The 22,061-nt window shown below is 67.7% G+C and carries 19 protein-coding genes and 2 riboswitches; of the genes, 12 read left to right on the forward strand and 7 right to left on the reverse strand.

From position 1 onward, the window contains the following. The first annotated feature begins 6 nt into the window (after positions 1-6). From AC0KTM_RS20000 to AC0KTM_RS20010, 3 genes are all read left to right on the forward strand, one after another. A complete protein-coding gene (locus tag AC0KTM_RS20000; protein ID WP_238956751.1) occupies positions 7-1,359 on the forward strand; it encodes a sugar porter family MFS transporter in 1,353 nt (450 codons plus the stop codon). Next, positions 1,350-2,462 carry an N-acetylglucosamine-6-phosphate deacetylase gene (gene nagA / locus AC0KTM_RS20005; RefSeq protein WP_238956752.1) on the forward strand — a complete coding sequence of 371 codons (1,113 nt, stop codon included), beginning with the start codon at positions 1,350-1,352 and terminating at the stop codon, positions 2,460-2,462. Before AC0KTM_RS20000 ends, nagA begins: the two co-directional genes overlap by 10 nt. Positions 2,463-2,474: 12 nt before the next feature. Further along, a riboswitch (guanidine-III (ykkC-III) riboswitch) is annotated at positions 2,475-2,538 on the forward strand. 11 nt (positions 2,539-2,549) lie between these two features. After that, positions 2,550-2,864 (forward strand): DMT family transporter, encoded by a 315-nt coding sequence (locus AC0KTM_RS20010; RefSeq protein ID WP_225329314.1) that lies wholly within the window; start codon positions 2,550-2,552, stop codon positions 2,862-2,864. On the opposite strand, the gene yhjD is transcribed toward AC0KTM_RS20010, so the two are convergent. Next, a complete protein-coding gene (gene yhjD / locus AC0KTM_RS20015) occupies positions 2,861-3,898 on the reverse strand; it encodes an inner membrane protein YhjD (protein ID WP_238956753.1) in 1,038 nt (345 codons plus the stop codon). The genes AC0KTM_RS20010 and yhjD overlap by 4 nt on opposite strands. Positions 3,899-3,909: 11 nt before the next feature. Next, entirely contained in the window at positions 3,910-4,929 is a 1,020-nt protein-coding gene (gene trpS / locus AC0KTM_RS20020; protein ID WP_238956754.1) for a tryptophan--tRNA ligase, read from the reverse strand. A gap of 197 nt (positions 4,930-5,126) precedes the next feature. Here trpS and AC0KTM_RS20025 point away from each other — a divergent pair, with 197 nt between their 5' ends. Further along, on the forward strand, positions 5,127-5,936 hold the full coding sequence (locus AC0KTM_RS20025; RefSeq protein ID WP_238956755.1) for an alpha/beta fold hydrolase: 810 nt from the start codon (positions 5,127-5,129) through the stop codon (positions 5,934-5,936). Here AC0KTM_RS20025 and AC0KTM_RS20030 read toward each other — a convergent pair. Continuing rightward, positions 5,929-7,170: an NADP-dependent isocitrate dehydrogenase gene (locus AC0KTM_RS20030; RefSeq protein ID WP_238956756.1), complete on the reverse strand. Its 1,242-nt coding sequence runs from the start codon at positions 7,168-7,170 to the stop codon at positions 5,929-5,931. The two genes, AC0KTM_RS20025 and AC0KTM_RS20030, sit on opposite strands and share 8 nt — an antisense overlap. A gap of 18 nt (positions 7,171-7,188) precedes the next feature. Beyond that, on the reverse strand, positions 7,189-9,426 hold the full coding sequence (locus AC0KTM_RS20035; RefSeq protein ID WP_238956757.1) for an NADP-dependent isocitrate dehydrogenase: 2,238 nt from the start codon (positions 9,424-9,426) through the stop codon (positions 7,189-7,191). A gap of 159 nt (positions 9,427-9,585) precedes the next feature. After that, positions 9,586-9,703: riboswitch (SAM riboswitch) on the forward strand. A gap of 175 nt (positions 9,704-9,878) precedes the next feature. Between AC0KTM_RS20035 and AC0KTM_RS20040 the strand changes: the two genes are divergently transcribed. Genes AC0KTM_RS20040 through AC0KTM_RS20055 form a run of 4 tightly spaced genes read left to right on the forward strand, consistent with a single transcriptional unit; the run spans position 9,879 to position 13,606 of the window. After that, the gene (locus tag AC0KTM_RS20040; protein ID WP_238956758.1) at positions 9,879-11,255 is read left to right on the forward strand and encodes a bifunctional o-acetylhomoserine/o-acetylserine sulfhydrylase; all 1,377 of its coding nucleotides are present in this window, start codon (positions 9,879-9,881) and stop codon (positions 11,253-11,255) included. Positions 11,256-11,268: 13 nt separating this feature from the next. Continuing rightward, on the forward strand, positions 11,269-12,417 hold the full coding sequence (gene metX / locus AC0KTM_RS20045; RefSeq protein WP_238956759.1) for a homoserine O-acetyltransferase MetX: 1,149 nt from the start codon (positions 11,269-11,271) through the stop codon (positions 12,415-12,417). Then, a complete protein-coding gene (locus tag AC0KTM_RS20050; RefSeq protein WP_238956760.1) occupies positions 12,414-13,148 on the forward strand; it encodes a class I SAM-dependent methyltransferase in 735 nt (244 codons plus the stop codon). The genes metX and AC0KTM_RS20050 overlap by 4 nt, the downstream gene beginning before the upstream one ends. Positions 13,149-13,171: 23 nt before the next feature. After that, positions 13,172-13,606, forward strand: a complete 435-nt coding sequence (locus AC0KTM_RS20055; protein ID WP_238956761.1) for a VOC family protein — start codon at positions 13,172-13,174, stop codon at positions 13,604-13,606. Positions 13,607-13,634: 28 nt separating this feature from the next. On the opposite strand, the gene AC0KTM_RS20060 is transcribed toward AC0KTM_RS20055, so the two are convergent. Then, the gene (locus AC0KTM_RS20060; RefSeq protein ID WP_238956762.1) at positions 13,635-14,999 is read right to left on the reverse strand and encodes an HNH endonuclease signature motif containing protein; all 1,365 of its coding nucleotides are present in this window, start codon (positions 14,997-14,999) and stop codon (positions 13,635-13,637) included. A gap of 402 nt (positions 15,000-15,401) precedes the next feature. Here AC0KTM_RS20060 and AC0KTM_RS20065 point away from each other — a divergent pair, with 402 nt between their 5' ends. Continuing rightward, positions 15,402-15,785 (forward strand): hypothetical protein, encoded by a 384-nt coding sequence (locus tag AC0KTM_RS20065; RefSeq protein WP_238956763.1) that lies wholly within the window; start codon positions 15,402-15,404, stop codon positions 15,783-15,785. Between the two features lie 463 nt (positions 15,786-16,248). Next, positions 16,249-16,806, forward strand: a complete 558-nt coding sequence (locus AC0KTM_RS20070) for a DUF732 domain-containing protein (protein ID WP_238956764.1) — start codon at positions 16,249-16,251, stop codon at positions 16,804-16,806. On the opposite strand, the gene AC0KTM_RS20075 is transcribed toward AC0KTM_RS20070, so the two are convergent. Next, positions 16,803-17,084, reverse strand: a complete 282-nt coding sequence (locus tag AC0KTM_RS20075) for a DUF3017 domain-containing protein (protein ID WP_225329302.1) — start codon at positions 17,082-17,084, stop codon at positions 16,803-16,805. The genes AC0KTM_RS20070 and AC0KTM_RS20075 overlap by 4 nt on opposite strands. Then, positions 17,081-17,926: a bifunctional methylenetetrahydrofolate dehydrogenase/methenyltetrahydrofolate cyclohydrolase gene (locus tag AC0KTM_RS20080; protein ID WP_225329301.1), complete on the reverse strand. Its 846-nt coding sequence runs from the start codon at positions 17,924-17,926 to the stop codon at positions 17,081-17,083. The genes AC0KTM_RS20075 and AC0KTM_RS20080 overlap by 4 nt, the downstream gene beginning before the upstream one ends. 192 nt (positions 17,927-18,118) lie before the next feature. On the opposite strand from AC0KTM_RS20080, the gene AC0KTM_RS20085 reads away from it, so the two are divergent. Next, positions 18,119-19,333: an NADH:flavin oxidoreductase gene (locus AC0KTM_RS20085; RefSeq protein ID WP_225329300.1), complete on the forward strand. Its 1,215-nt coding sequence runs from the start codon at positions 18,119-18,121 to the stop codon at positions 19,331-19,333. 30 nt (positions 19,334-19,363) lie between these two features. Continuing rightward, the gene (locus AC0KTM_RS20090) at positions 19,364-22,030 is read left to right on the forward strand and encodes an FHA domain-containing protein (protein WP_238956765.1); all 2,667 of its coding nucleotides are present in this window, start codon (positions 19,364-19,366) and stop codon (positions 22,028-22,030) included. Positions 22,031-22,061: the final 31 nt, after the last annotated feature.

Raw genomic sequence — 22,061 nt, forward strand, 5'->3', positions numbered from 1 at the left:
CCGCCGGTGGCCACCGGATCGCGGAGCGGCCTGCTGGTCGGGCTGACCGCCGCCAGCGTGGGCCTCATCTACGGCTACGACCTGTCCATCATCGCGGGCGCGCAGTTGTTCGTCACCGAGGACTTCGGGCTGTCCACCCGGCAGCAGGAACTGCTGACGACGATGGTGGTGTTCGGCCAGATCATCGGGGCGCTCGGCGCCGGCGTGCTGGCCAACGTGATCGGCAGGAAAAGGTCGGTGGTACTGATCCTGTTCGCCTACGCGGCTTTCGCGCTGCTGGCCGCGTTCTCGGTGTCGCTGCCGATGCTGCTGGCGGCGCGGCTGCTCGTCGGCCTGACCATCGGTGTGACGGTGGTGGTCGTCCCGGTGTACGTGGCCGAATCGGCGCCGACCGCGGTGCGGGGCTCGCTGCTCACGGCCTACCAGCTGGCGATCGTCAGCGGGCTCATCGTCGGTTATTTGACCGGCTACCTGCTGGCCGGCACGCACAGCTGGCGGTGGATGCTGGGGCTGGCCTGCGTGCCCGCACTCCTGTTGGCGCCGTTGGTGATTCGGATGCCGGACACGGCCCGGTGGTACCTGCTCAAAGGCCGGGTTGACGACGCCCGGCGGGCGCTGCTGCGGGTGGAGCCCGACGCGCGGGTCGACGAGGAGCTGGCCGATATCGGCCGCGCGGTCAGTGAGGGCAGCGGCCGCCTCTCCGAGATGCTGCCGGAAATGGTTCGCAGGCCCTATCTTCGGGCCACCATCTTCGTCGTCGTACTCGGCTTCCTGATCCAGATCACCGGCATCAACGCGATCATCTATTACAGCCCCCGGATATTTCAGGCCATGGGCTTCACCGGCAATTTCGCGCTGCTGGGGTTGCCGGCGCTGGTGCAGGTGGCCGGGTTGGCCGCCGTCGGGACGGCGCTGCTGCTGGTCGACCGGGTGGGCCGACGGCCAATCCTGTTGTGCGGCACCGCCATGATGATCGCCGCCGACGTCGTGCTGATGGCCGTGTTCGGCCGTGGGATCGGCGGCGCGGTCGCCGGGTTCGCGGGCGTGCTGCTGTTCATCTTCGGCTACACCATGGGTTTCGGCTCGCTGGGCTGGGTGTACGCCAGCGAAAGCTTCCCGTCCCGGCTGCGGTCGCTTGGGTCGAGCACGATGCTGACCTCCAACCTGGTGGCCAACGCCATCATCGCCGCCGTCTTCCTGACCATCCTGCATTCATTCGGCGGCGCAGGCACTTTCGCGGCGTTCGCCGCGCTCGCGTTGATCGCTTTCGCCTTCGTCTATCGGTATGCGCCGGAGACCAAGGGCCGCCAGCTCGAGGACATCCGCCACTTCTGGGAGAACGGCGGCCGGTGGGGCTGATCGCCGCGGGAACCATGGTCCTGGACGGGCGGATCTGCCGGCCGGGCTGGCTCGAGACCTCCGCCGGGCAAATCGCGGCCTGCGCGCCCGGGCCGCCGCCCCGCCCGCCCGACCGGGACTTCCCGGATTGCGCTGTGGCGCCGGGGTTTATCGACATGCACGTGCACGGCGGCGGTGGGGCCTCCTACACCGACGCCGACGGCATCGGCGACGCCGCTGCCTTCCACCGGCGCCACGGCACCACCACCACGTTGGCCAGCCTGGTGACCGCCGCCCCCCCGGAATTGCTCAGCGGGGTGCGCGCACTCACCGACGCCACCAGGCGGGGCACCGTCGCGGGCATTCATCTCGAAGGCCCCTGGCTGAGCCGGGCGCGCTGCGGGGCCCATGACCCCGCTCAGATGCGCGACCCGGACCCAACGGAGATCGACGCGGTGCTGGCCGCCGGCGGCGATGCGATCAAGATGGTCACCCTGGCGCCGGAGCTGCCCGGGGCCGACGCCGCGATCCGGCGCTTCGTGGACGCGGGAGTCGTTGTGGCGGTGGGACATACCGACGCGAGCTACGAGCAGACCCGGCACGCCATCGCGTTGGGCGCCACGGTCGGCACGCATCTGTTCAATGCGATGCCGCCGCTGCATCACCGCGAGCCCGGCCCGGCGCTCGCGTTGCTGCGGGATTCACGGGTGACCGTCGAGCTCATCGCCGACGGCGTGCACCTGCACCGGGACGTGGCGCGCGCGGTCATCGAGGCGGCCGGCGTGGACCGGGTCGCGGTGATCACCGACGCGATCGCCGCAGCGGGCGGCGCCGACGGCGCGTATCGACTCGGCGCGGTGCGCATCGATGTGGTTTCCGGCGTCGCGCGGGTGCAGGGGACGTCGACGATCGCGGGCAGCACGGCCACCCTGGATCAGTTGTTCGCCAGGGTGGCCGCCGACGCCGGGCTGGCCGCGGCGGTTCAGGTGACGTCGGCGACGCCGGCGCGCGCGCTGGGGCTCGATCGCGTGGGCAGCCTGCGGCCCGGCTATAACGCCAATCTTGTGGTGCTCGACCGTGATTTGCGGGTGACCGCCGTCATGGTGCGCGGCGACTGGCTCTGAGCGTTATCATCAGAGACGTCAGCACCTGACACCGGACGAGGGGCCCCGTACCCGGCCAGCGACAAGACGGCGCCGTGGAGGTGCGCAATGGCATGGCTCGTCTTGATCGCGTCGGGGGTCTTGGAGGCGGTGTGGGCGACCGCCCTGAACAAGTCCGACGGCTTCTCCCGGCTCGGCCCCTCGCTGGTCTTCGTTGTCGCGCTGGCGCTTTCGATGGCCGGACTGGCGACCGCGATGCGCACCCTGCCGGTCGGAACCAGCTATGCGGTATGGGTCGGCATCGGGGCCGTGCTCACGGTGGGCTACGCGGCGGTCATCGGCGACGAACCGGCGTCGTTGACCAAGCTGTTGCTGATTGCCGGGATCGTGGCCTGCATCGCGGGTTTGAAGGTGATCAGCTAGCGGCCACGGCGGGCAAGCCCGGCGATTCGGGAAAGGGCCAGCGCCCCAACGGCTCCCAGGGTCATCGCGGTCAGCGTCTGGCGAGTGCCCAGGCCCTCGTCCATGTGCACCCGCGGCGCGATGATCGCCGGAGCGGGGGGCTCGACGTGGCGGTCGCGCGGATCGGTGGACGCCGTCGCCCCCCACGCGGTGCAGAACAGGACGAGATAGGCGGTGATGTAAGCGAACACCATCAACCCCAGCACCGGGCCGAAGGCCGCGCCCGCGGGGCTGCGCAACACCGTCTTCAGATAGATCGACCCCACCTGTTTGAACACTTCGAAGCCGACGGCCGCGATCAGCCCGGCCCGCATCGAATCGACGAAACTGACCTTTTCCCGGGGCAGGCGCGCGATCATCCACGTGAACAGCAGCCACGACACGAACGTCGCGATCAGGATCGAGAAAACCCAGAAGAGCCAGTCGAACACCGCAAACTGCGGTACGCCAAGCCATTTCAGCAGTGTGGCCATGGGTGCGGCGTGGCCGATGGTGGTCAGCGCGACGGTGGCCACGATCACCGCGAACGTCCCCACCATCGCCAGCAGATCGGAGAACTTGCTGCGCACGAAGCCCGTCGACTCGGCCTGCGAGTCCCACCACATCTCGGTCAGCGCTTGGCGCAGGTGTGAAATCCAGCCCAGGCCCGCCCACACCGCGGTGACCAGACCGATGACACCGACCGAAGTCCGGGCGTCGATCGCCGAGTTCATCAACTCCTGCAGCTGATTTCCCAGCGTGCCCGACACCTGGGACCGTATGTGATCGTCGATCGTGCTCAGCAGGTGGGGCCGGCGGGCCAGCACGAATCCGAACACCGCGAAACCGACCATGAGCAACGGAAACAACGCGAAAATCGTGTAATAGGTGAGTCCGGCGGCAAAGAACCCGCCGTTGCGTTCGTCGAAACGCTGGTAGGCGCGGATGACATGGTCGAGCCACCCGTACCGGGCCCGCAGCCGATCAAGAATGCCTTCCTTGGCCGGCTCGCTCATGGTGGAACTTCTTACCTCCGTTGCGGAAGGAACCCAAGCCGATCGTAAACCCGTTGGACCGTTTTCCCGGCGACATCCTGGGCCCGTTCGGCTCCGGCCGCCAAGATGGCCTCCAATTCGGCCAAGTCGGCCGTCAGTTCGTCGACGCGGGCCTTGATCGGGGTGACGAACTCGACCACCGCCTCCGCGGTGTCCTTCTTTAAATCGCCGTAACCCCTTCCGGCATAGCCCTCGACGAGCTTGTCGACGCCGATGCCGCTGACCGCGGACTGGATGGTCAGCAGGTTGGAGACGCCGGGCTTGGCGTCGGTGTCGAAGCGGATCTCGCGCTCGCTGTCGGTCACCGCCGAACGAATCTTCTTGGCCGACAACGCCGGATCGTCGAGCAGGTTGATCAGCCCGGCGTCGGTGGCCGCGGATTTGCTCATCTTCGACGTCGGGTCGGACAGGTCGTAGATCTTCGCGGTCGCCTTGGGGATCAGCATGTCCGGCACCACGAACGTGTCCGGGAATCGGGCGTTGAACCGCTGCGCCACGTCGCGGGCCAGCTCGAGATGCTGGCGCTGGTCTTCGCCCACCGGCACCAGGCCGGTGTCGTAGGCCAGCACGTCGGCGGCCTGCAGCACCGGGTAGGTGAATAAACCCACGGTGGTGGAGTCGGCGCCCTGGCGCAGCGACTTGTCCTTGAACTGCGTCATCCGCGACGCCTGCCCGAAGCCGGTGAAGCAGCCCAGCACCCAGGCCAGCTGGGTGTGGCCGGGCACGTGGCTCTGCACGAAGACGGTGCTGCGGGCCGGGTCGATGCCCAGGGCCAGGTATTGGGCGGCGGTGACCAGGGTCCGCCGCCGCAGCGCCTCGGGATCCTGGGCGACGGTGATGGCATGCAGGTCGACCACGCAGAAGTACGCGTCATGGTCGTCCTGCAGGTCGACCCACTGGGTGAGGGCGCCCAACGCGTTACCCAGGTGAAGCGAATCGGACGTGGGCTGCACGCCGGAGAAAATGCGGCTGGATCCGGTAGCGGTGCTCATGATGCACCGATCTTTTCACGTGCGGCGGCGGGCGCTCAGTGTGCGGCCACCCGCACGTTCGGCGCCGAGTGTGCGGCCAGCCGCGCGCCCGCGATCAGGCCGTGTTGCGGTACCGGCGGTACCGCCTTTAATGTCGGGATATGACGACTCGTACGCCGACCCACCTTGGCCCCGAGGATGGTTCCGGAGAGCCGGTCGTGCTGCTGCACGGGTTCCTGATGTCGCAGACGGTGTGGGATCCGGTGGCGCCGCGGCTCGCCGACACCGGCCGTTACGAGGTCTTCGCCCCGACCATGGCCGGGCACAACGGCGGACCCTATGCGGGCACCTGGCTGCTGAGCTCGTCGGTGCTGGCCGACCATGTCGAGCGTCAGCTCGACGAACTCGGCTGGGAGTCCGCGCACCTGGTGGGCAACTCGCTGGGCGGCTGGGTGGCCTTCGAGCTCGAGCGCCGCGGGCGGGCGCGCAGCGTCACCGGCGTCGGCGCCGCGGGCGGCTGGACGCGCTGGAGCCCGGTCAAATTCGAGGTCATCAGCAAGTTCATCGCCGGGATGCCGGTCCTGGGACTGGCCCGGCTGCTGGGCCCGCGGGCGCTGCGGCTGCCGCTGAGCCGCCGCCTGGCGACCCTGCCGCTGAGCGCCACCCCGGAGGGGGTCAGCGTGGAGCAACTGCGCGGCGTGGTCGATGACGCCGCGCACTGCCCGGCCTATTTCCAGCTGCTGATCAAGTCGCTGCTGCAGCCCGGGCTGCTGGAGCTGGCGCAGACCGCGGTGCCCGTGCAGCTGGTGCTGTGCGAGAAGGACCGGGTGGTGCCGCCGAGCAGGTTCAGCCGCCATTTCACCAACTTCTTGCCCGAGGGAACGAAGATCACCAAGCTCGACGGCGTCGGGCACGTGCCGATGTTCGAGGCGCCCGAACGCATCACCGCGGCCATCGCCGACTTCATCGACGAGTGCGCCGCGGGCCCGGACCGGCTCTCCGAGCGGCACCGGCCGCCGGCTAGTTAGCCAGCTCCTTTTTTAGGTTCTCGGCGATCGAGTCGAGGAATTCCTCGCTCTGCTGCCACTGTTGATCGGGGCCGATCAGGATGGCGAGGTCCTTGGTCATCTTCCCGCTCTCGACGGTGGACACGATGACGTTTTCCAGCGTCTGCGCGAACTCGATCACCTCGGGGGTGTCGTCCAGCTTGCCGCGGTGCGCCAGCCCGCGCGTCCAGGCGAAGATCGAGGCGATCGGGTTGGTGGAGGTCGGTTTGCCGGCCTGATACTGCCGGAAGTGCCGGGTGACCGTGCCGTGCGCGGCCTCGGCCTCGACCGTCTTGCCGTCGGCGGTCATCAGCACCGAGGTCATCAACCCCAGCGAGCCGTAGCCCTGAGCGATGGCGTCGGACTGCACGTCGCCGTCGTAGTTCTTGCACGCCCACACGTAGCCGCCCTCCCACTTGAGGCAGGCGGCCACCATGTCGTCGATCAGCCGGTGCTCGTAAGTCAGGCCCTCGGCCTCGAAGTCTTCCTTGAATTCCTCGTCGTAGATGCGCTGGAACTCGTCCTTGAACATGCCGTCGTAGGCCTTGAGGATGGTGTTCTTGGTCGACAGGTACACCGGCCATTTCGCGTTCAGGCCGTACTTGAACGACGCGCGCGCGAAGTCGCGCACGGAGTCCTTGAAGTTGTACATCCCCATCACCACGCCGCCGTCCTCGGGGATGGACACCATCTCGTGCACCATCGGCTCGCTGCCATCGGCGGGGGTGAACGTGATGGCGACGGTGCCGGGCTTGTCGACCTTGAAGTTGGTCGCGCGGTACTGGTCGCCGAACGCGTGGCGGCCGATGACGATCGGCTTGGTCCAGCCCGGAACCAGGCGCGGCACGTTGGAAATGACGATCGGTTCGCGGAAGATGGTGCCGCCCAAGATGTTCCGGATCGTCCCGTTCGGCGAAAGCCACATCTTCTTGAGGTTGAACTCGGAGACGCGGGCCTCGTCGGGGGTGATCGTCGCGCACTTGACGCCCACGCCGTGCTTCTTGATGGCGTAGGCCGCGTCGATCGTCACCTGGTCGTCGGTGCGGTCGCGGTGCTCGATGCCCAGGTCGTAGTAATCCAGATCGATGTCGAGGTGCGGAAGGATCAACATCTCCTTGATCAGCTTCCAGATGACGCGGGTCATCTCGTCGCCGTCGAGCTCGACCACGCGGCCCTTGACCTTGATCTTGGCTTCTTTGGAACCCGGGCTCGACATCGGTGCCTTCCTGCGGCGTCAGCCTTGTGCGGCGGCGAGCACCTCGTTGAACGTCTTGCTCGGCCGCATCACCGCCGTCGTCTTCTCGCTGTCGGGGTAGTAGTACCCGCCGATGTCGACCGTCTCACCCTGCACCTCGGCGAGCTCGGCCACGATGGTGTCCTCGTTCTCGCCCAACGACTCGGCCAGCTTGGCGAAGCGCTCGCGCAACTCCTCGTCGTCGTTTTGCGCGGCGAGTTCCTGCGCCCAGTACAGCGCCAGATAGAACTGGCTGCCCCGGTTGTCGAGTTCACCCGTCTTGCGCGACGGACTCTTGTTGTTGTCCAACAGCTTTCCGATCGCGGAATCCAGCGTCTTGCCCAGCAGCTTGGCGCGCTCGTTGTCGGTCTTGATGCCGATGTCCTCGAAACACGCTCCCAGAGCGAGGAATTCACCGAGGGAATCCCAGCGCAGGTGGTTCTCCTCGACGAGTTGATGGACGTGCTTGGGGGCCGAGCCGCCCGCGCCGGTCTCGTACATTCCGCCGCCGGCCATCAACGGCACGATGGACAGCATCTTGGCGCTGGTGCCCAGCTCCAGGATCGGGAACAGGTCGGTGAGGTAGTCGCGCAGGATGTTTCCGGTCGCGGCGATGGTGTCCTGGCCGCGCATCGCGCGCTCGAGCGTGTACCGCATGGCCCACACCTGCGGCATGATCTGGATCTGCAGGCCCTCGGTGTCGTGCTCCTTCAGGTATTCCTTGACCTTCTTGCGCAGCTCGACCTCGTGCGGGCGTTCGGTGTCCAGCCAGAAGACCACGGTCATGCCCGAGTTGCGTGCCCGGTTGACGGCCAGCTTGACCCAGTCGCGGATCGGTTCGTCGCGGACGATGGGCATGCGCCAGATGTCGCCGGTTTCCACGTTCTGGGTCAGCAGGACTTCCCCGGTGTCGAGGTCGACGATGTTGGCGACGCCGCTCTCGGGGATCTCGAATGTCTTGTCGTGCGAGCCGTATTCCTCGGCCTGCTGCGCCATCAGCCCGACGTTGGGGACCGTGCCCATGGTCGCGGGATCGAACGCGCCGTGCGTCTTGCAGAAGTTGATGATCTCTTGGTAGATCCGGGAGAACGTGGACTCCGGGTTGACGGCCTTGGTGTCCTTCTGCCGCCCGTCGGCGCCCCACATCTTGCCGCCCGCACGGATCATCGCCGGCATCGACGCGTCGACGATCACGTCGCTGGGCGAGTGAAAGTTGGTGATGCCCTTGGCCGAATCGACCATGGCCAGCTCGGGGCGGTGCTCGTGGCACGCGTGCAGGTCGCGGATGATCTCGTCGTGCAGCGACGCGGGCAGCGCCTCGATCTTGCTGTACAGGTCGACCAATCCGTTGTTGACGTCGACGCCGAGTTCGTCGAAGAGCTCCTGGTGCTTGGCGAAGGCCTCCTTGTAGAAGATCTTCACGGCGTGCCCGAAGACGATGGGGTGCGAGACCTTCATCATCGTCGCCTTGACGTGCAGCGAGAACATCACGCCCGTCTCGTAGGCGTCCTGCATCTGCTCCTCGTAGAACTCGATGAGGGCCTTCTTGCTCATGTACATGGAGTCGATGACGTCGCCCGTGCGCAGCGAGACCATGGGCTTGAGCACGATCGTCTTGCCGCTCTCGGTCTCGAGCTCCATCTTCACGTTGCGCGCGCGGTCCAGCGTCATCGACTTCTCGCCGTGGTAGAAGTCGCCGCCCTTCATGGTCGCGACGTGCGTGCGTGACGCCGGCGACCATTCCGCCATGCTGTGCGGGTGCTTGCGCGCGTACTCCTTGACGGCCTTGGGTGCGCGCCGGTCCGAGTTGCCTTGTCGCAGTACCGGGTTCACCGCGCTGCCGAGGCACTTGGCGTAGCGGTCGCGAATCTCCCTGTCCTCGTCGGTCTTCGGGCTCTGCGGAAAGTCCGGAATCTTGAATCCCTTGCCTTGCAGCTCCTTGACGGCGGCGATCAGCTGGGGCACCGAGGCGCTGATGTTCGGCAGCTTGATGATGTTGGTGTCGGCCAGCTTCGTCAGCCGGCCCAGCTCCGCGAGGTTGTCCGGGACCCGCTGCTCTTCGGTCAGGTGTTCGGGGAACTCGGCGAGGATCCGGGCCGCCACCGAGATGTCGCTGGTCTTGATCTTGATCCCCGCGGGTTCGGCGAAGGCACGCACGATCGGCAGGAACGCGTAGGTCGCCAGCAGCGGCGCCTCGTCGGTCAGCGTGTAGATGACGGTCGGCTGTTCGGCGCTCACGGTCTCTCTCCCGGCGGCAAGATCTTCGATATCGGACAATTCTGTGGGGGGCTCAGCAATCTAACTGCCACGTTATCAAGGGTGTTTGGACAGGTGTCGACCTGCATGTGCACCGCCACGGTTGGCGGCGGGTCGGCACAGTACGATAATCTTCGTATTGGTCATGAGCGCCAGCATCAAGCCCCGGCTTGCTGGCCGGCAACCCTCCAACCGCGGTGGGGTGCCCCGGGTGATGACCAGGTCTATGTAGCCACAGGCTGCACGGCAAGCGCGGGTCCGCCATAACGGACCCCTGACTAGAGGGGACACGTGATGTGCTTCTGTCCAGCTCCTTCGGCTCCGCTCACCCTTACGGATCGGCCGATGTGCGCAATCGTCCGCCGCTGCTAGTCGGCCGGCCACCGAGAGACCGCTGAGACCCGAGCCCATATCCCAGGAGAGAGCCAACCCACGTGAGTTCCGACAACGGTACTACCAGCGACAACACGGATCCGACCGCGCATTGGTCGTTCGAGACCAAGCAGGTGCACGCCGGCCAGCAGCCCGACCCGGCCACCAACGCCCGCGCCCTGCCGATCTACCAGACCACCTCCTACGTCTTCGACGACACCACGCACGCCGCCGCCCTGTTCGGGTTGGAGGTTCCGGGCAACATCTACACCCGGATCGGCAACCCGACCACCGACGTCGTCGAGCAGCGCATCGCCGCGCTCGAGGGCGGTGTGGCGGCGCTGTTCCTGAGCTCCGGCCAGGCGGCGGCGACGTTCGCGATCTTGAACCTGGCGTGTGCCGGAGATCACATCGTCTCGAGCCCCAGGCTCTACGGCGGGACCTACAACCTGTTCCACTACTCGCTGGCCAAGCTCGGAATCGAGGTCACCTTCGTGGAAGACCCCGACGATCTGGATTCGTGGCGGGCCGCGGCGCAACCGAACACCAAAGCCTTCTTCGCCGAGACCATTTCCAACCCGCAGATCGACATCCTGGACATCCCCGGCGTCGCCGGGGTCGCCCACGACAACGGCGTCCCGCTGATCGTCGACAACACGGTCGCCACGCCCTACCTGATCCAGCCGTTTCGGCACGGCGCGGACATCGTCGTGCACTCGGCCACCAAGTACCTCGGCGGCCACGGCTCGGCGATCGCCGGGGTCGTCGTCGACGGCGGCACCTTCGACTGGACGCAGGGCCGGTTCCCGGGATTCACCACACCCGACCCGAGCTACCACGGCGTGGTGTTCGCCGAGCTCGGCCCGCCGGCCTACGCGCTCAAGGCGCGCGTGCAGCTGCTGCGCGACCTCGGTTCGGCCGCCGCACCGTTCAACGCGTTCCTGGTCGCCCAGGGCATCGAGACGCTGAGCCTGCGCATGGAACGTCACGTCGCCAACGCGCAACGCGTGGCCGAGTTCTTGGCGGGCCACGAGGGCGTGCTGTCGGTGAACTACGCCGGACTGCCCGGCTCGCCCTGGCATGAACGGGCAAAGAAGCTGGCGCCCAAGGGAACCGGGGCGGTGCTGTCGTTCGAACTGGCCGGCGGTGTCGATGCCGGCAAGGCCTTCGTGAACGCGCTGAAGTTGCACAGCCACGTCGCCAACATCGGCGACGTGCGTTCGCTGGTGATTCATCCGGCGTCCACGACGCACGCCCAGCTGTCCCCGCAGGAGCAGCTGAGCACCGGGGTCAGCCCGGGGCTGGTGCGGCTGGCCGTCGGCATCGAGGGGATCGACGACATCCTCGCCGACCTGGAGCTCGGCTTCGCCGCGGCAGCCAGATTCGGTGCGGCCGCGGGGGCGTCCGGCACCGATCCGAAGGCCGTGGCGGCGTTCTAAAGGAATCCTGCCCATGACGATCTCCGACGTGCCCACCCAAACGCTGCCTGACGAAGGCGAAATCGGCTTCGTCCATATCGGCGCGCTGACCACCGAGAGCGGCGCGGTCATCGACGACGTGCACATCGCCATCCAGCGCTGGGGCGAGTTGTCGCCGACACGCGACAACGTGATGGTGGTGCTGCACGCCCTGACCGGTGACTCGCATATCACCGGGCCGGCCGGGCCCGGACATCCCACCGGCGGCTGGTGGGACGGCATGGTCGGCCCGGGCGCGCCGATCGACACCGACCGCTGGTGCGCGGTGGCCACCAACGTGCTCGGCGGTTGCCGCGGCTCCACCGGGCCCAGCTCGCGGCGGCGGGACGGAAAGCCCTGGGGCTCAAGGTTCCCGCGGATTTCGATCCGCGACCAGGTGCAGGCCGACATCGCCGCGCTGGCCGCGCTGGGGATCGACGAGGTCGCCGCGGTGGTCGGTGGATCCATGGGCGGCGCAAGGGCTTTGGAGTGGATGGTCGGCCACCCAAACCGGGTCCGGGCCGGGCTGCTGCTGGCCGTGGGCGCGCGCGCCACCGCCGACCAGATCGGCACCCAGTCCACGCAGATCGCTGCCATCAAGGCCGACCCGAACTGGCAGGGTGGCGACTATCACGACACCGGGCTGGCGCCCGACACCGGACTGGCGATCGCGCGGCGCTTCGCGCATCTGACCTACCGCGGTGAGGTGGACCTCGACACCCGGTTCGCCAATGACGGGCAGGGCGACGAGGATCCGGCCGACGGCGGCCGCTACGCGGTGCAGAGCTACCTGGAGTACCAAGGCGACAAGCTGCTCGAGCGCTTCGACGCGGGCAGCTACGTGGTGTTGACCGAGGCGCTGAACAGTCACGACGTCGGCCGGGGGCGCGGCGGGGTGGCCCAGGCGCTGGGTGGGTGCCCGGTCCCGGTGGTGGTGGGCGGCATCGCGTCCGACCGGCTGTACCCGCTGCGCCTGCAGGAGGAGCTGGCGGAGCACCTGCCGGGCTGCACCGGCCTGCAGGTGGTCGACTCCGATTGCGGGCACGACGGCTTCCTGGTGGAAGTCGATGCGGTCGGCGAATTGATCCGCAAGACACTGGTGTTGGCCGACGCGGACAGCAGGGAAGGCACGTCGCAACGGTGACCCGCTCGCGGCAGGACCGTTCTTTGTCATTCGGCTCGGCGGCCGCGGCCTATGAGCGTGGCCGCCCCTCCTATCCCCCGGAGGCGATCGACTGGCTGTTGCCGGTCGGCGCGCGCCAGGTGCTCGATCTGGGTGCGGGCACCGGCAAGCTGACGACCCGGCTGGTGGAGCGCGGCCTGGACGTGGTGGCCGTCGACCCGATCCCGGGCATGCTGGAAGTGTTGCGGACCTCGCTACCCGAGACCCGCGCGCTGCTGGGCACGGCGGAAGAGATTCCGTTGGAAGACAACAGCGTTGACGTGGTGCTGGTGGCCCAGGCCTGGCATTGGGTGGACCCCGAGCGCGCGATACCCGAGGTGGCCCGCGTGCTGCGGCCGGGCGGGCGGCTGGGCCTGGTGTGGAACACCCGCGACGAACGGCTGGGCTGGGTGCGCGAGCTGGGCCGGATCATCGGCAGTGACGGCGACGGCGGCCGCACCCAGGTGCAGCTGCCCGAGCCGTTTACCGACCTCGCGCAGCATCAGGTCGAGTGGACGAGTTACCTTACGCCGCAAGCGTTGATCGACCTCGTCGCGTCGCGCAGTTACTGCATCACGTCGCCGACTGAGGTTCGCTCCAGGACGCTCGACGAGGTGCGCGAGTTGCTGGCCACCCATCCGGCGCTGGCGAATGCGACCGGCCTGGCGCTGCCCTATGTCACCATGTGCACCCGGGCGACGCTGGCCGGCTGAGCGCTTGCGTAGTGTCTCGTCGCATGGAGCAGCGACTGAGTCTCATCACCCTGGGCGTCGCCGACCTGCATCGCGCCCGCCGCTTCTATGCGCGCCTCGGCTGGCACGGTCAAGTGGTGCAGGAAACGGTCTTCTTTCAGGCCGGCGGCCTCGCCGTGAGTCTGTGGGCGCGAGAGAAGCTTTCGGCCGATCTCGGCATCGCCGACCAAGGCGATGACGGCTTCGGCGGCATCGCCATGGCTCACAACGTGCGGTCGCGCGCCGAGGTGGACGAGATCCTGGCCGCGGCAACAGATGCCGGAGCCACCATCACACGCGCCGCTGCCGAGACGTTCTACGGCGGGTACGCGGGCGCGTTCCGCGATCCCGATGGTCACGCGTGGGAAATCGCCCACAACCCTGGGTTCGCGCTAGCCGAGGACGGCGCGATCACAGTGCCCGACTTCTCGGAAGCCTGATCGCCGTCGTTGAAGTACCCCAGCCCGGTTACCACCCGTCATCGTCCTCGTCACGCAGCAGTTTCTCCGGATGGTGAAAGGTGTTGGTGCATGGCCGATTGCGCTCGAGGTGCGGTGGTGGTTTCCATTCGGTCTCGCCTTTGGCGTTCTTGCGGGTGGTCCAGCCGCGGGGTTGGAGCAGGCGGTGGTGTGGGCCGCAGGCGAAGGTGAGGTCGTCGATGTCGGTGGTATGGGAGGTGGCGTAGTCGGTGACGTGATGCACTTCGCAGTAGTAGCCCTTAACCCCGCAGCCTGGGGCGGTGCAGCCGCGGTCCTTGGCGTACAACACGATCCGCTGCCCCGGGGAAGCCAGCCGTTTGGTGTGATACAACGCCAGGGCCTTGCCCTTGTCGAAGATCGCCAAGTAGTGGTGCGCGTGGCGGCCCAGGCGGATCACCTCACTCATCGGCAGGATGGTGCCCCCGCCGGTCAGGCCGCGCCCGGCGGCGGCCTCCAACTCGGCCAGGGTGGTGGTGACGATGATGGAGGCGGGTAACCCGTTGTGCTGACCCAACTCCCCGGAGGCCAGCAGCGCGCGCAGTGCGGCCAGCAGGGCGTCGTGACCGCGTTGAGCCTTCGAGCGCGTATCCCGGTCGATGGCGGCTTGGCTGGGGGTCCCGTCGACACACGGGGTGTCGTCGAGAGGGTTGCACATCCCCGGGGCGCCGAGTTTGGCTTCCACGGCTTCGACGGTGGCGCGCAGCTCGGGGGTGATCAGGCCACGCAGCTGCGACATGCCGTCGGCTTGCTGGGGGCCCAGGGTCACGCCACGGCTACGGGCCCGGTCCTCATCGGTGAAGATGCCATCAGGATTGAGGACATTGGACATTCCGCGGGCCAGCTCGGTGAGGTGTTCGGGGCCGAACTGGGTTCCGAACCCGGCCAGTTGGGCTTCGGCAAACTCGCGGGCCGCGGCGTCGACCCAGCCGGGCAGCTGGCGGCAGAACTTGCGGATCACGGCCACCTGACCGGCGCCCAGGTCTCCGACGCGCTGGGCCGCGGCGGTGGCGGGCAGGGCCGGCGGCAGGGGTTCACCGGTCAGTCCGTGGCGGGGTCCCAGGTCGCGGGCTTCCTTGATGCGCCGAGACGCCTCGTGACGGCTGATCAGGGTGCGTTCGGTCAAAGCGTGGGGTAGCCCGCCGCCGAGTTCCTGCGAGGGGGCTTGGCGGGCAAGCGAATTGAGCAGCGGATGCTCGATGACCGGGATGCGCCGGCGCAGCCTCTCACAGCGCTCCAACACCGCCAGCTGCTGCTGGACGTTCAACGCGTCGAGCACCAACGCGCAGGCGCGGTCCAGGTCGGCATCGAGCGCGTCGAACACCGCGTCGACATCGGGCAGACCAGTGGAACTCACACCGCCAAACTATCGACACACACCGACAAAAAACGGCGCAATGTGACCACAGAAACCGCAGTGAAACAAGGGATTTCGGTATGCGTTTTCCGTATTCGAAAACGCGTCCGCGGGGGTTGCGTCCAGCAAGGTGGTGTAAATCGCAGCGGCGTGTCGGTCCCGAATGTGGAGGGGCCATCGCGTGAGTCTCTGTGGTGAATCGACCAAGTATCACTACCGAGAGGAGCATCGCGCTTCCGAAACCACACTGGCGCTTCTCAAACCCGCCCAAGACTCCAACGACGAGTCCGTTGCCGTCCCCGCCGCGATCACGGCATAGTGGAAACTCGCAGAGCCTCAGGCGAAACGCCCGCTCGAATTGCACCACTCCACGGGGGCGCTACCCGGGTTAGGACTGTCAATATGAGAATCGAGGAGGTAGACGAGCGCCTCGTCGGCGGCGAATACGACCGTCCGACGTACTTCGTTCTCGACTGGTACGGGCTCGACGACGACACCAGTCTCGCCTCGGCCGCCTGCATAGTCACCGACGTGGAGATACCGGAACTCATCGACTGGATCGAGTCGCGCATCACCGATCCGGACTGGAAGCCAGCATGGGACGCTCCGCTGCACAGCTCGGAAGTCAGCGTGCTCTACAACGGTCGCGAGGTTAAGTCGCCGCGCGCGATCTTGTTGTGGACCTACTTCAGCCGGCCAGAAAATACCTATCACGAGGGTTTACACCGAGTGGATCAGCCGGATTATCGGCGGCCTTCAGCAAACACCGAGCGATGGCACCGCTGACGGCGCTACGACAAGCCCCACGACGGGAGTCACACTACTTCGGAGAAGAGACTTTAGGCGCAGCTCACGGTGGCGGCTGGGGCGCGATGACAGCAGGCGGTGGAAACCGCAGAGGCTCAAGCGAATCGGCGGCGCTACTTACACCACTCCACGGGACGTGGCCTCCGCGGAATGGCGAGAAGGCCGACGGTGCGCCCGCCGATACTTGACCCAGTCGCCCATCGAGAACCTTTGCACCGCTTGGCGTGCGCGCCCGGCGCACCGTCGTCGGAGCCGCGGCGGCCACCGATCCGCCTGCCCGAACCGCCCGCTCAATAAGCCCCATCGCGAACGCACCGACCTCACGAAACGCTTATTGTGCGAACCTTTACCGCACCGTTTCGTAAACGTGACAGTGATAGATCAGAGTTCGTAGCGTGATTCGAGTGCCGTCGGTGCACTCCATGCGGACGGGGAGGCTGGCGTGAAGGCACTTGCACGAACTCATCGGGGGATCTGGGTTTTGCGTCATCAGCCCCTCCCGATTCGCCTGCTCGCCGCGGTGGCCGGCCTGCTCACGGTGGCCTCGGCCTTCGCGGCGCCGGCCGAAGCGGAGGGCAACGGCGACGACTTCATCGACGCGCTCAATCACGCGGGCATCGACTTCGGCGAACCCGGAAACGCGATGGCCGTCGGCGAATCGATCTGCCCGATGCTTTCGCAACCGGGCGGCAGCTTCGCCGCGGCCGCGTCCAGCATCTCCGGCCGGGGCATGTCCCCACAGATGGCCAGCATGTTCACCACGATCGCGATCCAGACGTATTGCCCCCAGGAGATGGCGAACATCGCCAGCGGCAACCTGTCCGGCGCCATGCCGCAGGTTCCGGGAATGCCCGGACAGATCCCGGGGATGGCAGGTCAGATCCCGGGGATGACGGGCCAAATCCCGGGCATGGCGGGCCAGGTCCCCGGAATGACGGGCCAGATCCCGGGCATGGCCGGGCAGCTGCCCGGACAGGTTCCGGCGCTGCCGAGTTTCTAAACGGTGCCCAGCGGGTCGATCGTCCACGCGATGTAGACCATCGCCGCGCCGACCACCGCGGTGGTGATGAAGTCGATTCCCTTGCCGCGCACCACCAGTAGACCGGCCCGCTCCTCGGACAGCACCAGTCGCAGCAGCGCGGCCACGCCCACGCCGATGCCGATCAACAGCGAACCGCGGCGCCAGAAGTTGGCCCCCACCAAGGCCAGCGCCGTGGCAAAGATCAGGCCCACCAACAGAATCGGCCATTGGGCCCGCAGCACGGTCCGCGCGGTCATTCCCGCTCGGCCAGCTCGACGACGTTGGTCAGCAGGAACGCGCGGGTCAACGGGCCCACACCGCCGGGGTTGGGTGACACATGGCCGGCGACGTCCCACACATCGGGGTGCACATCGCCGACGAGTCCGTCGTCGGTCCGGCTGACCCCCACGTCGAGCACCGCGGCGCCGGGACGCACCATGTCGGCGGTCAGCAGGTGCGGAACCCCGACGGCCGCCACGATGATGTCGGCCTGCCGGGTCAACGCCGGCAGATCGCGAGTCCCGGTGTGGCACAACGTCACCGTGGCGTTCTCGGAACGGCGGGTCAGCAGCAGCCCCAGCGGGCGACCGACCGTCACACCGCGGCCGATGACGACCACGTGCGCCCCGGCGATCTCGACGTCGTAGCGGCGCAGCAGATGCACGATGCCGCGCGGCGTGCACGGCAGCGGGGCCGGATTGTTGAGCACCAGCCGGCCCAGGTTGGTCGGGTGCAGCCCGTCGGCGTCCTTGTTCGGGTCGACCCGCTCCAGCGCCGCGTTCTCGTCCAGGTGCTTGGGCAACGGCAACTGCACGATATAACCGGTGCAGTCGGGGTTCGCGTTCAGCTCGTCGATGGTGTCGTTGAGCGCGGCGGTGCTGATGTCGGCGGGCAGGTCGCGGCGAATCGAGGTGATCCCGACCTTGGCGCAGTCGGCGTGCTTGCCCCGCACGTAAGCCTGCGAACCCGGGTCCTCGCCCACCAGGATGGTGCCCAATCCGGGGGTGCGTCCCGATGCGGTGAGTGCGGCCACGCGCTGTTTGAGGTCGACGAAGATTTCGTCGCGGGTGGCCTTGCCGTCCAGCGTGATTGCTCCCACGCTGACAGTCTGGCAGATATCGATGATGGCGACCCGCCGCGCCCGGCTACGCCGCGCTCGCGATCGCCATTAGATCGATGATGGCGACCCGCCGCGCCCGGCTTCGCCGCGCTTGCGATCGCCATTAGATCGATGATGGCGACCCGCCGCGCCCGGCTTCGCCGCGCTTGCGATCGCCATTAGGCTCCCGGTATGTCTACCCCTCCGGACGTCTTCAGCCCCGCGAAGCTCGGTCCGATCACGCTGCGTAACCGCACTATCAAGTCCGCCACGTTCGAGGCGCGCACGCCGGACGCGCTGGTGACCGACGACCTCATCGAATACCACCGGCTGCCGGCCGCCGGCGGGGTCGGCATGACGACCGTCGCCTACTGCGCCGTCTCCCCCGGCGGGCGCACCGAGGGCAACGGGATCTGGATGCGGCCGGAGGCGGTGCCGGGGTTCCGCCGGCTCACCGACGCGATCCACGCCGAGGGCGCGGCGGTCAGCGCGCAGATCGGCCACGCCGGCCCGGTGGCCAACGCTAAGTCGAACAAAGCCAAGGCGCTGGCGCCGGTGCGGTTCTTCAACCCGATCGGAATGCGGTTCGCCAAGAAGGCAACCCGCGAGGACATCGACGAGGTCATCGCCGGGCACGCCAACGCCGCGCGGCTGGCCATCGAAGCCGGCTTCGACGCCGTCGAAATCCATTTGGGCCACAACTACTTGGCGAGTTCGTTTTTGTCCCCGCTGATCAATCGCCGCGACGACGAGTTCGGCGGATCGCTGCAGAACCGGGCGAAGGTCGCCCGCGGCATGGTGATGGCCGTCCGGCGCGCGGTCGAAAAGGAAGGCACACCGATCGCGGTGACCGCCAAGCTGAACATGGCCGACGGCGTTCGCGGTGGCATCAGCACGGAGGAATCGCTGAGGACCGCCAAGTGGCTGGAGGAAGACGGCGGGCTGGACGCGATCGAATTGACCGCGGGCAGCTCGCTGGTCAACCCGATGTACCTGTTCCGCGGCGACGCGCCGCTCAAGCAGTTCGCCGGCGCGTTCAAGCCGCCGCTGCGCTGGGGCATGCGTATGACGGGCAAGAAGTTTTTGCGCGAGTACCCCTACCGCGAGGCCTATCTATTGCGCGACGCCAAGCTGTTCCGTGCCGAGTTGAAGATGCCGTTGATCCTGCTCGGCGGCATCACCAACCGGGAGACGATGGACCTGGCGATGGCGGAGGGATTCGAATTCGTCGCGATGGCGCGCGCGCTGCTGGCCGAACCGGATCTGATCAACCGGATCGCCGCCGAGGACGCCCAGCATCGGGTGCACTCCGCGTGCACGCACTGCAATCAGTGCATGCCGACGATCTACAGCCGGACCCACTGCGTCGTCACCGGCGCGCCGGACGCCGTAGGCGCTCCAGGCTGATCCACAGGGCCGCAAGCTACAGTTGTGGCGATGTCCGCACCAGCCCCGCCAGCGCTAACCGTCCATCACGAAGGATCTGAACGTACCTTCGCAGCGGGCCACGACGTGGTCGTCGGGCGCGATCTGCGGGCCGACATGCGCATCACGCACCCCCTGATCTCGCGCGCCCACCTGTTGCTGCGTTTCGACCAGGGCAAGTGGCTGGCCATCGACAACGGTTCGCTCAACGGAACTTTCGTCAACGGCCGACGGGTGCCGGTCGTCGAGATCCACGACGGGCAAACGCTCAACATCGGAAACCCGGACGGGCCGCTGCTGACGTTCGACGTCGGCCGGCACCAGGGCATGGCCGGGCGGCCCCCCAAGACCGAATCGATGAACATCCCGGTGGCGGCCCCGCCACAGGCGGCGGCCTGGTCGGCGCAACCGGGTCCGCCCGTCGCCGCTCCACCCGGCCCGCCGCCACCCCCGGCCGGGCGCACGCCCAACTGGGCGGCGCCGCCGCGGCGACCGCAGCCCGCGCCCGTGCACCGGCCCGGCCCGGCGGGGCACACCATGTACGGCGGCGGTGGTGGGCGACCGCCCGCCTACCCGCCCGCCGCGCCACCCCCGCCGCACAATGCGGCGGTGCACAGCCCCCCGCCGGTGCAGCACATACCCGCGGCGGCCCCGCACACCCGGGCGGCGCCCACCAGCGCCAAGCCGCCCGAGGTGGCGAACCTGGCGACCAAGATGTTCCAGGCGCTGATGCCGTCGCGGTCCGGGGCGATCCAGCAGCCGGCCGGGTCGCAAACCATCGGCCGGGCCACCGACAACGACATCGTCATCCAGGACGTGCTCGCCTCGCGCCATCACGCGTTCTTGCTCCAGACGCCGCTGGGCACCGAGATCCGCGACGCGCACAGCGTGAACGGCACCTTCGTCAACGGCGTCCGCGTCGGCTCGGCGGTGCTGACCGAGGGCGACGTGGTCACCATCGGCAACGTCGACCTGGTGTTCACCGGCGACAGCCTGGTCCGGCGCACCGAGGCGGCGACGCGGACCGGCGGCCTGGAGGTCAACTCCGTCTGCTACACCGTCGACCACGGCAAGCAGCTGCTCGACCACATCTCGGTGACGGCCCGCCCCGGGACGCTTACGGCCATCATCGGTGGTTCGGGCGCCGGGAAGACCACGCTCTCGCGGCTGATCGTCGGCTACACCAGCCCCACGTCGGGCACGGTGACCTTCGAGGGCCACAACATCCACACCGAGTACGCGTCCATGCGCAGCAGGATCGGGATGGTCCCGCAGGACGACGTGGTGCACCGCCAGCTCACGGTCAACCAGGCCCTCAACTACGCCGCCGAGCTGCGCCTGCCCCCCGACACCAGCAAAGAGGAACGGGCCCGCGTCGTCGCGCAGGTGCTCGAGGAACTCGACATGACCCAGCACGCCGAGACGCGGGTCGACAAGCTCTCGGGTGGCCAGCGCAAGCGCGCCTCGGTCGCGCTCGAGCTGCTCACCCAGCCGTCGCTGCTGCTTCTCGACGAGCCGACGTCCGGCCTGGACCCGGCGCTGGACCGTCAGGTCATGCTGATGCTGCGCCAGCTCGCCGACGCGGGCCGCGTGGTGCTGGTGGTGACCCACTCGGTGTCCTACCTGGACGTGTGCGATCAGATCCTGCTGGTCGCGCCCGGCGGTAAGACCGCGTTCTGCGGGCCGCCCGACCAGGTCGAGGCCGCCATGGGCACCCGTAACTGGGCCGACATCTTCGCCAAGGTGGGCGCCGACCCGGACGAGGCCAACCGCCGCTTCAAGGAACGCAATCAGCGCTCGGAGCAGCCACCGAGTCCGGAGAGCCCGGCGGATCTGGGCGAACCACCCCAGACCAACCTGTGGCGGCAACTGTCCACGATCGCCCGCCGCCAGGTCCGCCTCGTCGTGTCCGACCGCGGCTACACGATCTTCCTGGCGATCCTGCCGTTCCTCATCGGCGCGCTGTCGCTGACGGTGAAGGGCCCGCACCCCGGCCTCGGGCCGGCCGATCCGATGGGCCCCGCGCCCACGCAGCCGCAGTACATCATGGTGCTGCTGAACATCGGTGCGGTCTTCATGGGCACCGCGCTGACCATCCGAGATCTCATCGGCGAGCGCGCGATCTTCCGGCGGGAGCAGGCCGTCGGGCTGTCCACCACCGCCTATCTGCTGGCCAAGATCGCCGTGTTCTGCGTCTTCGCGACCGGCCAGGCCGCGATCGCGACCATCATCGTGCGGCTGGGCAAGGGCGCGCCGACGGCACACCCCCAGTTCTTCGGCAACTCCACCTTCTCGCTTTTCGTCACCGTGGCGGGCACCTGTGTGGCGTCGGCGATGCTCGGCCTGCTGTTGTCGGCGCTGGCGCAGTCCAACGAACAGATCATGCCGCTGCTGGTGGTGTCGATCATGTCGCAGCTGGTGTTCTCCAGCGGGATGATCCCGGTCTACCAGCGCATCGGTCTCGAACAGATGGCGTGGCTGACGCCCGCGCGCTGGGGGTACGCCGCGGGCGCGTCCTCGATCGACTTCCCGTCGCTGGTGAAGGTCAAGCAGATCCCGACCAACGACCCGATCTGGCAGCACTCGAAACACATCTTCGTCTTCGACATGGCCATGCTCACCCTGCTCTCGATCGGTTACACCGGCATCGTGCGCTGGCACATCCGGCTGAAACGCTGAGGCCGCTCTCAGGCGGGGACCTCTAATCTGG

This window comes from Mycobacterium sp. NTMscope_Eco_3 (assembly GCF_976985685.1).